Raw genomic sequence first — 8,688 nt, 5'->3', positions numbered from 1 at the left:
GCCGGTATATCGCGCGCCGCGCGCATCGGTGGAGAGTTTCACCCGCCAGCCACGCCGCAGCATGATCTCCGCCAGCGCCTGCGCCGGGAACATGTGCCCGCCGGTGCCGCCCGCCGCGATGACCAGTAGAGGGCGCCGGTACTGCTCTGCCATGACCCCGTGATCTCCCGTTCTTATCTGCCGGTGCGCGGCTCTGCGCCGCGCCGGCCGTTGTCTGTTGCCCCGCGCCGCGTGCGCGGCCCGACGCCGCCTCAGAGCACAGGCGGCGGGGAAAACCCAGCCTAGCGGGCGCGCCCGCGCAGGATTTCGCCGATCTCGCCCTGCGGGCGGGTCCGGGTGAAGGCCAGAAGCATGCCAAGAGCGATGCCGCCCGCGATCAGCGACGAGCCGCCATAGCTCACGAAGGGCAGCGTCATGCCCTTGGCGGGCAAGAGCCGCACTGCGACGCCCATGTTGATCATCGCCTGCACGCCGAACATCGCCGCGAGGCCGGTTCCGGCGAGGCGGATGAAGGGATCGCGCTCGCGGATCAGCCGCAGCATCGAGCGCACCACCACGGTGGCATAGAGCGCGATGATGATCAGCACGAGGATCAGCCCGTATTCCTCGGCCGCCACCGCGATGATGAAATCGGTATGCGCATCGGGCAGCGACCATTTCACCGTGCCCTCGCCGACGCCGACGCCGAAGAAGCCGCCCTCCTGGATGGCGTTTGTGGCGTAGCCGAGCTGGGTGGTGGGATCGACCTCGGGGGTCAGGAACCCGTCGATGCGGCGGGCGAAGTGTTCGGAGCTGTTATAGGCGACCATGCCGCCCAGCACCACGAGCCCCGCCAGCGCCACCAGCAGCAGCATCGGTGCGCCGGCCACGAACCACATCACGCCCCAGCCGAAGAGCACCAGGCAGGCCTGCCCGAAATCCGGCTGCAGCGCCAGCGTCAGCACGATGGTGACGGTGAGGCAGAAGGACCAGAGCTTGCCCGGAGGGCCTCCGATCTCCTGGCTCGCGGCCATCATCCAGGCCACGACGATCACGAAGAGCGGCTTGAGGAACTCCGAGGGCTGCACGCTGGCGAAGCCAAGCGAGTACCAGCGCACCGCGCCCTTGCCGAAATCGGTGCCGAGGAACGGCAGCCCCAAGAGCGCGATGAACGCGCCGAGAAAGCCGATCACCGCGATCCGGCGCACCTGCACCGGCGACATCATCGAGGTCAGCAGCATCGCACTCAGCGCCAGCCCGCCAAAGAAGGCCTGCCGCTGAACGTAGTGGAAATGCCCAAAGCCGTTGCGCTCGGCCAATGGCGGCGAGGCGGCAAGCCCGAGCAGGATGCCGACCCCGAACAGCATGATAATGCAGGACAATGCCCAGCGATCGACCGTTCGCCACCATTTGGGCAGAACGGGTTCGCCCTCGCGCACGGAGGAAACCGTGCCGTAAACCATTTCCGTCATGGGATCACCGCTCGTGATGGCCGGCACGGGGCCGGCAGACTGCCTGTATCGCCCGGGTGGACCCGGATCTTGTGGAAAAAGCTTAACAGCTGCCGCGCGGCCACGCCAGACATTTGCGCGCCGCACGCGGCTCTTGCCTCAGCTCGCCTCCCCCGCTGCCGCATCGGGGCGCAGATCGATGCGCGCCTCGACCGGGCGCGGGCGGCCATAGGCGTCGGAAAGCGTCATCACCCCGTCCACCGCCTTGAGGCCGAGCCCGACATAGCCCGCCACCTGCGCCACCCCGGCGAGCCGCGGCTCGACATAGCCCAGAAGCTCGACCACGTCGCTGAAGAAGGCGGTGCCGCGAATGGCGGTCTTCATGGTGATGCCCCCGTCCTGCTCGACCGCGTTGGCGAACTTCGCCCCGGAAAGCACGATGGAGCCGACCTGCACCACGGTGCCCCCGTGGGTCCCGAGCAGGCCGAAGTCGCGATCCGCCTTGCCGAGGAAGTCGAGCCCCGTCCCCGCCAGCTCGAGCTTGGCCTTGCGCAGCGCCATCATGCCGGAGGTGCCGGTCTGACTGACCGTCTCGGGCGCCTTGCCCTGCTGGCGGGCCAGATCCGGCAGCGAGGCGCCGAGCCATGTGCCGGTGACATACCCATAGCCCAAGCCCCCTGTGACCCCGGCGAAGCCCCCGATCGGCACCCCGCCCACCAACCCGGTGGCCCCGAGCCGGCCCGCCGGCATGGCGCGCAGCGCGGCAAGAAGCTCGGGATCGATGTAGACTTGGGTCTCGGCGTCGGGCTGTTCCGCCGGCGCGGCGTCAGCCGGGTCCGGGCGTTCGACAATGCGCACGGCGGCACGGGCGGCTTGGGAATTGCTGGATGGAATTTCCATGAGAAAGACACTCTCCTGAAAAGATCGAAACCAAATACACGCCATGGTAGCGCAGATCCCGCCCGCAGTCGCCGCCTGAATCGCTTGCCTGCCGCCGCGATCCGTGTTCCTGAGCGGCCCATGCAGATCGAAACCCTCATCCTCGGCGCCGGTGCCGCCGGCATGATGTGTGCCGCCCAGGCCGGGCCCGGCACGCTGGTCATCGACCATGCCCGCACCCCGGGCGAGAAGATCCGTATCTCGGGCGGCGGGCGCTGCAACTTCACCAATCTCGGGATCGAGCCGGCGCGTTTCCTCTCCGAGAACCCGCATTTCTGCAAATCCGCCCTGGCGCGCTACACCCAGTGGGATTTCATCGAGCTGGTCAGCCGCCACGGCATCGCCTGGCACGAAAAGACCCTCGGACAGCTGTTCTGCGACGACAAGGCCACCCAGATCGTCGCCATGCTGCGCTCCGAGATGGCGGAGGCGGGCGCCGAGCTCTGGCTTTCAACCGAACTGGCCGAGCTGAGCCACGACGGCAGCCGCTTCAGCGCGCGGCTCAGCCGCGAGGGCCGCAGTGAGACGGTCTCGGCGCGCAACCTCGTACTCGCGACGGGCGGCAAGTCGATCCCCAAGATGGGCGCCACCGGGCTGGCCTACGACATCGCAGCGCAGTTCGGCCTGCCGCTGGTGCCGACCCGCGCAGGGCTGGTGCCTTTCACCTTCCCCGACGGGCGCTTCTCGGCCCTCTCGGGCCTGTCGCTGCCGGTGCGCGCCAGCACCGAACAGGCGGGGTTCGACGAGGCGATGCTGTTCACCCATCGCGGCCTCTCGGGCCCGGCGATCCTGCAGATCTCGAGCTACTGGCGCGAGGGCGAGGACATCACCGTCGACCTGCTGCCGGGGCAGGATCTTGCCGCGTCCCTCAAGGCGGCCCGCGCCGAGTCCGGCCGCCGTGCGCTGACCACTGCGCTCGGGCAGTTGCTGCCGCCGAAGCTGGTCGCGCATCTCGCCGAAAGCCTGCCCCTCGCCGGCAACCTCGCCGATCTCTCCGACCTGCGCATCGCCGAGCTGGCCGAAGCGCTGCAGGGCTGGAGCCTGCGCCCGCAGGGCACCGAAGGCTGGCGCACCGCCGAGGTCACGCTCGGCGGCATCTCGACCGCCGCGCTGTCCTCGAAGACCATGGAGGCCAAATCCGTGCCCGGCCTCTTCGCCATCGGCGAGGCGGTCGACGTGACCGGCTGGCTTGGCGGCTACAACTTCCAGTGGGCGTGGTCTTCCGGCACCGTTTGCGGACAGGAGATCGCCGCCCGCCGCTCCGTGTCTTGAAACCGCAACCGGAACGTTACATTTTCGTCATCTGTCCGTTACGGAGACGAGCCGATGGCGTTCGCCGATCACCCCACGCTGCACCCGGTCAACTGGCTTCGAGACATCGAGGCGCAGGTGCCGCGCAAGCTTGCGCGCGATCTGTGGAACCGGTTCCGCTACGGACCCGACGCGCCGCTTTCCGACGAGCCGGTGTTTCTCGATCCGCTCGCGGTGCGCGATTCCTATGACAGCGCCACCGGCGGCAAGCGCCTGCGCCGCCAGCAGAGCGGCATGATCGTGGGCGGCGACTGGGACCGCTGCCGCACCCCCTTCGCCGCCAATATCAAGGCCCAGAGCTGCCGGATGCACTATCTCGAGGGCGTGCCGTGGGAAGACACGCCGCTCTTCGCGCGCATGATGCGCCATGTCGCCGAGGGCCGCCGCCCGGATGGCTGCAACAGCCGCGAGGACGTGCTCGACCGCTACCAGACGCTCGACCGGATCTATGACGAGACCCGGCGCCGTGGCCGCCTGCTCACGCAGTCGGAACTGCCCTGCTATTTCCGCCGCGAGCATGGCGGCATCCTCGTGCATATCGACCGCGACGGTCAGCCGCTGCGCGCCGGTGGCGGCATGCACCGGCTCGCCATCGCGCAGATCCTCGAGCTGCCCGAGATCCCGGCGCAGGTCGGCGTGGTACACCCCGAGGCGCTGATGAAGGGGCTCTACGCGCCGCTGCGGCAATCGCGCCTCGGCGCCGAGGCCTACGCCCGGGCCTGAGGCCTCAGCCCGCCAGCCGCGCCCGCACCCGGGCGGCGAAATCGTCGCCGCGCTGCTCGAAATTGTCGTATTGGTCGAAGCTCGCCGCCGCCGGCGCCAGCAGCACCACCTCGCCCGGTTCGGCCTCCGCCATGGCGCGGGCCACGGCAGTCTCCATGTCGGTGCAGACCTCGGCCTCGACCCCCGGCAGCCCCAGCGCGAAGCCGGCCGCCTCGCGCCCGATGACATAGGCCTTGGCGACGTTGCCAAGCCCCGGTGCCAGCGCCTCTAGCCCGCCCTCCTTCATCAGCCCGCCGCAGATCCAGCGGATGCGCGGGAAGGCCTGCAGCGCCTTGAGCGCGGCGTCGACATTGGTGGCCTTGCTGTCGTTGACATAGGCCACGCCGCCCGCCTCGGCGACGATCTGGCTGCGGTGCGGCAGGCCCTCGAAGGACTGGAACGCCGCCTCGATCGCCCGCGGCGCCACCCCGAGCGCCCGCGCCGCCGCATAGGCCGCACAGGCGTTCTGGTGGTTATGAGCGCCCGGAAGCCCGCGGATCTGGCGCAGGTCGATGGACGCCACCTGCCGACCCTTGCGCCACTCGGTGAGAAAGCCCTTGCGGGCATAGACATCCCAGCCCGGCCCCGAGAGCTTGCGCGCCGAAGAGATCCGGATCAGCCGGTCATCCGCTGCCGCCTCGGCAAGCTGGTTGGCAAGGTAGCGGCCCTCGTTCTCGTCCACGCCGATGATGCAGCGATCCGGCCCGCCCTCGGCGAAGAGCCGGCGCTTGGCGGCGAAATAGCCGCCCATGCCGGCGTGACGGTCGAGATGGTCCGGCGAAAGGTTGGTGAAGACCGCCACGTCCGGGGTCAGCGCGCGGGCGAGATCGGTCTGGTAGCTCGACAGCTCCAGCACCACCACGCCGCCCTCCTCGGGCGGTTCGATGTCGAGCACGCCGCGGCCGATATTGCCGGCAAGCTGGCTGTCGCGCCCGGCGCTTTGCAGGATGTGATGGATCAGCGCCGAGGTGGTCGACTTGCCGTTCGAGCCGGTCACCGCGACGACCTTGGGCGGCTGGTCGAACACTTCCCAATCGCCGCTGCCGAAGGAGCGGAAGAACAGGCCGATGTCGTTGTCGACCGGCACGCCCGCGTCCCACGCCGCAGCGATCACCGGGTTGGGCGTAGGGTAGAGATGCGGGATGCCCGGCGAGACCACCAGCCAGGCGACGCCGTCGAAACCGCCCGGGCGCGCCAGCTCACGGGTCTCGAACCCCTCGGCCTCGGCCGCGGCACGGGCTGCGGGGTTGTCGTCCCAGCACAACGCCTGTGCCCCGCCCTCGCGCAGCGCCCGCGCTGCCGAAAGGCCCGAGCGCCCCAGCCCCAGAACCGCCACCGTCTGACCTTCGAACCCGGTTACCGGAATCATCCGCCCTGCCCTCGCCCTTCGTTGTGTTTGCCCAAGCGCTACCGCAAGCGCCGCGCCAAGACCAGAGCGCCGCGCAGACGGAAGCGGCGGTTGAAGGGGCGCTGCCCCCTCTTGGCGCTGTGCGCCAATTCACCCCCGAGGTATTTTTGAACCAAAGAAGACTTGGGGGAAGCGCCCCTGTCTTCTCTTCGTCAAAAATACTCCCGCCGGAGGCAGGCCGGACATCGCGGCCGGGAGCGGCGCCGGGCATGGACGCGACCAGAGATCCCGCGTCAGCCGCGGCGCTCGGGGATGAGCTGTTGGGCGATCCCGACAAAGATCAGGTAGATCGAGGTCGCGACGAGCCCCCAATGCGCCCAGCTCTCGGGATGGAAGTCGACCCAGGCCGCCCAGCCGGCGAAACCGGTCCAGGCCAGCGCCACCGGCAGCGACACAGCCCGCCAGCGCTTGGTGCGGACCGGGTGGATGAATTTCAGCGGCAGGAACATCGCCACCGCCAGCAGGGCCACGAGGATCAGGATCACCCAGAGCCCGGGCTTGATCGCGAACAGCACCAGAACCAGCATGTTCCAGCAGCCCGGGAAGCCGTGGAACGAGTTGTCCTCGGTCTTCATCCGGCTGTCGGCGAAGTAGAGCGCGCTGGAATAGGTGATCATGATGATCGCCAGCCAGCCGGTCCAGCCCGGCATCAGCCCCGACTGGAACAGCGCGAAGGCGGGGATGAAGACATAGGTCAGGTAATCGATGATCAGGTCGAGCAGCACCCCGTCGAAGCGCGGTGCGTTGGTCTTGACGTCATACTTGCGCGCCAGCGGACCGTCGATGCCGTCGACGAAGAACGCCACCACCAGCCACAGGAACATGACCGACCAGTCGCCCTGCGCCGCGGCCAGCAGCGCCAGCATCGCAAAAACGGCGCCGGTCGCGGTGAGCATATGGGTGAGCAGGGCCTTGGTCGCGATGCGCATCCGCAAGTCATGCCGCATGTGCGCGGCAAGCGCAAACGATCAGTCGCTCGCCGGGGGCTCGCGCATCAGCGCCGCCAGGGCATCGAGCTCCTGTCCGATGCCCTCGCCCACCGCGCCGGCGGCCGCAAGGCGCGCCGCCTCGGGCTTGTTCTGGCCCAGCTTCCAGGTGCTGTCGACGCTGTCCACGTCGAGCCGGAAGGGCAGGATCATGCGCAGAAGCTTGTCCCTGGTCTCCTGCGTCATCTTGTCCATGGTCCAGGGCGCCTTGGGCAGGCGCGCCTCGAAGAAGGCGGACTGCGCCGCCAGCAGCGGCTCGAGCGCCTCGGGCGGCAGCGGCACAAGCCGCCCGGTCAGGTGCACCGCGACGTAGTTCCACGTCGGCACCTGGTCTGGGCCGAGCCCGTACCAGTCCGGCGAGACGTAGCCATCCGCGCCGCTTACCGCGAGCTTTGCCTGCAGGCCCTCCCTGGCCGCGCGCGAGATCGGGTTGGAGCGCACGAGGTGCAGCTCGGCATGGCTGCCATCCTCCGCGAGCAGGAACGGCACATGCGACAGCAGCGGCGCGCCCTCGGCCGAGACCGCAAGCGTGCCGAAGGCGCGCTGCCGCGCGAAGGCGAGGCTCTCGTCGCGCCTCGTGCCGCGGAAGGTCGGGTTCGGGTGCATCTCAGGCCACGAGCCGCTGGCCGTGCTGGCCGGTGATCGTCGCGGTGACGATGGCGCCCTCGGTCTGCGGGGTCGAGAGATCGACCTCGGTGAACTGCTCGGTGCGCCCCATCGTGGGGTTCTCCATCAGGATGCGATGGGTCACGCCCTGCTGCGCCGCGAGGTGGCGCGCCACGGCGGCCTCGCCTGCGGCGCGCAGCCGGGCGGCGCGGGCCTTGATGGTAGTGCCGTCGACCTTGTTCGGAATCTTCGCCGCGGGCGTGCCCGGGCGCGAGGAATAAGGGAAAACGTGCAGCCAGGTCAGGCTGCACTCCTCGACGAGCCTCAGCGAGTTCTCGAAATGCGCCTCGGTCTCGGTCGGGAAGCCCGCGATGATGTCGGCGCCGAAGGTGATGTCGGGGCGCAGGCGGCGCGCCTCTTCGGTGAAGCGGATGGCGTCGTCGCGCAGGTGCCGGCGCTTCATGCGCTTGAGAATCAGGTCGTCGCCATGCTGCAGGCTGAGATGCAGATGCGGCATCAGCCGCGGCTCCGAAGCGATGGCGAGCATCAGGTTGTCATCGGCCTCGATGCTGTCGATCGAACTGATGCGCAGGCGCGGCACATCCGTCAGGCGCAGGATGCGCATGACCAGATCGCCCAGCCGCGGCGCGCCCGGCAGGTCGGCGCCCCAGGAGGTCAGATCGACCCCGGTCAGCACCACCTCGTTGAAGCCCTTCTGCACCAGCCGCTTGATCTGGTCGACGACGACACCGGCGGGCACCGAGCGCGAATTGCCCCGGCCATAGGGGATGATGCAGAAGGTGCAGCGGTGATCGCAGCCGTTCTGCACCTGCACATAGGCGCGGCTCCGGGTGCCGAAGCCGTCGATCAGGTGGCCGGCGGTCTCGGTCACCGACATGATGTCGTTGACCTGCACCTTCTCGGTCTCGCCGATGAAGCCGTTGGAGAGCCCCGCCCAGGTGTCGGGCGACATCTTCTCGGAATTGCCGATCACCGCGTCGACCTCGTCCATCGCGGCAAAGCTGTCGGGGTCGATCTGTGCGGCGCAGCCGGTGACGATGACGCGGGCGTCGGGATTCTCGCGGCGCAGGCGGCGAATCTCCTGCCGCGCCTTGCGCACCGCCTCGGCGGTGACGGCGCAGGTGTTGATCACAACCGCATCGCCGACGCCGGCTTCCTCGGCCAGCGCCTTCATCGCCTCGGTCTCGTAGGCGTTGAGCCGGCAGCCCAGCGTGGTGAACTTGGG

General features: G+C 69.0%; 9 protein-coding genes. 2 read left to right on the top strand and 7 right to left on the bottom strand.

Annotation, left to right across the window (positions count from 1 at the left end; genetic code table 11):
• From AC6RA4_RS20470 to AC6RA4_RS20460, 3 genes are all read right to left on the bottom strand, one after another.
• On the bottom strand, positions 1 to 153 hold a 153-nt coding region (locus tag AC6RA4_RS20470), incomplete at its 3' end, for a glycosyltransferase (RefSeq protein ID WP_500163489.1).
• A 128-nt stretch (positions 154 to 281) separates the two neighbouring features.
• Positions 282 to 1,451, bottom strand: a complete 1,170-nt coding sequence (gene ftsW / locus AC6RA4_RS20465) for a putative lipid II flippase FtsW (protein ID WP_500163488.1) — start codon at positions 1,449 to 1,451, stop codon at positions 282 to 284.
• 138 nt (positions 1,452 to 1,589) lie between these two features.
• Positions 1,590 to 2,330: a hypothetical protein gene (locus AC6RA4_RS20460; RefSeq protein WP_500163487.1), complete on the bottom strand. Its 741-nt coding sequence runs from the start codon at positions 2,328 to 2,330 to the stop codon at positions 1,590 to 1,592.
• 120 nt (positions 2,331 to 2,450) lie between these two features.
• On the opposite strand from AC6RA4_RS20460, the gene AC6RA4_RS20455 reads away from it, so the two are divergent.
• The gene (locus AC6RA4_RS20455; RefSeq protein WP_500163485.1) at positions 2,451 to 3,641 is read left to right on the top strand and encodes a BaiN/RdsA family NAD(P)/FAD-dependent oxidoreductase; all 1,191 of its coding nucleotides are present in this window, start codon (positions 2,451 to 2,453) and stop codon (positions 3,639 to 3,641) included.
• A 54-nt stretch (positions 3,642 to 3,695) separates the two neighbouring features.
• Positions 3,696 to 4,403: a hypothetical protein gene (locus tag AC6RA4_RS20450; RefSeq protein ID WP_500163483.1), complete on the top strand. Its 708-nt coding sequence runs from the start codon at positions 3,696 to 3,698 to the stop codon at positions 4,401 to 4,403.
• A gap of 4 nt (positions 4,404 to 4,407) precedes the next feature.
• Here the strand turns inward: AC6RA4_RS20450 and murD are convergent, their stop codons facing one another.
• The 4 genes from murD to mtaB form a co-directional block, all read right to left on the bottom strand.
• Positions 4,408 to 5,811 carry a UDP-N-acetylmuramoyl-L-alanine--D-glutamate ligase gene (gene murD, locus AC6RA4_RS20445; RefSeq protein WP_500163481.1) on the bottom strand — a complete coding sequence of 468 codons (1,404 nt, stop codon included), beginning with the start codon at positions 5,809 to 5,811 and terminating at the stop codon, positions 4,408 to 4,410.
• A gap of 272 nt (positions 5,812 to 6,083) precedes the next feature.
• The gene (locus AC6RA4_RS20440) at positions 6,084 to 6,779 is read right to left on the bottom strand and encodes a CDP-alcohol phosphatidyltransferase family protein (RefSeq protein WP_500163479.1); all 696 of its coding nucleotides are present in this window, start codon (positions 6,777 to 6,779) and stop codon (positions 6,084 to 6,086) included.
• A gap of 39 nt (positions 6,780 to 6,818) precedes the next feature.
• Positions 6,819 to 7,442 carry an FMN-binding negative transcriptional regulator gene (locus AC6RA4_RS20435; RefSeq protein ID WP_500163478.1) on the bottom strand — a complete coding sequence of 208 codons (624 nt, stop codon included), beginning with the start codon at positions 7,440 to 7,442 and terminating at the stop codon, positions 6,819 to 6,821.
• Between the two features lies 1 nt (position 7,443).
• On the bottom strand, positions 7,444 to 8,688 hold a 1,245-nt coding region (mtaB, locus tag AC6RA4_RS20430), incomplete at its 5' end, for a tRNA (N(6)-L-threonylcarbamoyladenosine(37)-C(2))-methylthiotransferase MtaB (RefSeq protein WP_500163476.1).

It is taken from the genome of Salipiger sp. (genome assembly GCF_059781815.1).
Note: the sequence above shows the minus strand (reverse complement) of the source record. Positions and strands in the feature narration are given on the sequence as shown.

Bases quoted from the DNA above. Each gene is read 5' to 3' on its own strand.
- ftsW (WP_500163488.1), bottom strand. From the start codon at position 1,451: ATGACGGAAATGGTTTACGGCACGGTTTCCTCCGTGCGCGAGGGCGAA.
- AC6RA4_RS20460 (WP_500163487.1), bottom strand. From the start codon at position 2,330: ATGGAAATTCCATCCAGCAATTCCCAAGCCGCCCGTGCCGCCGTGCGC.
- AC6RA4_RS20455 (WP_500163485.1), top strand. From the start codon at position 2,451: ATGCAGATCGAAACCCTCATCCTCGGCGCCGGTGCCGCCGGCATGATG.
- AC6RA4_RS20450 (WP_500163483.1), top strand. From the start codon at position 3,696: ATGGCGTTCGCCGATCACCCCACGCTGCACCCGGTCAACTGGCTTCGA.
- murD (WP_500163481.1), bottom strand. From the start codon at position 5,811: ATGATTCCGGTAACCGGGTTCGAAGGTCAGACGGTGGCGGTTCTGGGG.
- AC6RA4_RS20440 (WP_500163479.1), bottom strand. From the start codon at position 6,779: ATGCGCATCGCGACCAAGGCCCTGCTCACCCATATGCTCACCGCGACC.
- AC6RA4_RS20435 (WP_500163478.1), bottom strand. From the start codon at position 7,442: ATGCACCCGAACCCGACCTTCCGCGGCACGAGGCGCGACGAGAGCCTC.